Origin of the sequence: Burkholderia sp. E168m23 (assembly GCF_016586125.1) — a bacterium.
In the GTDB taxonomy this organism is placed as follows: Bacteria; Pseudomonadota; Gammaproteobacteria; order Burkholderiales; family Burkholderiaceae; genus Burkholderia; species Burkholderia orbicola.
Genome location: NZ_BCPP01001597.1, coordinates 1 through 752, shown reverse-complemented (window position 1 = coordinate 752; position 752 = coordinate 1). Strand labels below are relative to the sequence as shown.

Genomic DNA, 752 nt, shown 5'->3' with positions numbered 1-752 from the left:
CAGGTGGGTGGTCTTCCCGCCCCGTCGATGCCTTCGAACGTGATGAATTTACCGCTCGCCATTATTGACCTCGTATGTATTTATCCACGGCCTTGTTGTGGTCGCCGAGCGTGTCCGAGAACACGCTCGTGCCGTCGCCCTTCGCGACGAAATAGAGCGCGCTCGTCGGGGCCGGATTGATCGCCGCCTGCAGCGCGGCGACACCCGGCAACGCGATCGGCGTGGGCGGCAGCCCGCGTCGGGTGTAGGTATTGTAAGGAGTGTCGGCCTGCAGGTCGCGCTTGCGCAGCCGGCCGTCGTACGCGTCGCCGAGCCCGTAGATCACCGACGGATCGGTCTGCAGCGGCATGCCGATGCGCAGCCGGTTCGCGAACACGGCCGCGACGAACGCGCGGTCGGCCGCGTGGCCGGTTTCCTTCTCGACGATCGACGCGATCGTCAGCATTTCGTAAGGCGTCTTGTACGGCAGCCCCGGCGTGCGCGCGGCCCAGGCCTCGTCGATGCGCGTCTGCATCAGGCGGTACGCGCGCCGGTAGATGTTCAGGTCGCTCGTGCCCTTGTCGAACAGGTAGGTATCGGGGAAGAACAGCCCCTCGCCGCTGCCGCGCTGCACGGCGCCGTCCGACGCGCCGATCGCGCGCAGCAGCTCGGCGTCGCTCATGCCGGCCGTCGCGTGCGCCAGATCGGGGTTCGCGTCGAGCTCGGCGCGCATCCGCTTGAAGGTCCAGCCCTCGATGACCGTCGCGACGTAC

Annotated in this window: 1 protein-coding gene; it reads right to left on the bottom strand. The window is 67.8% G+C overall.

Annotated elements, in window-relative coordinates; genetic code table 11:
* Positions 1–61: 61 nt before the first annotated feature.
* Positions 62–752 (bottom strand): endolytic transglycosylase MltG (gene mltG, locus JMF90_RS39125; protein ID WP_201326553.1); only part of this gene is annotated, 691 nt, incomplete at its 5' end.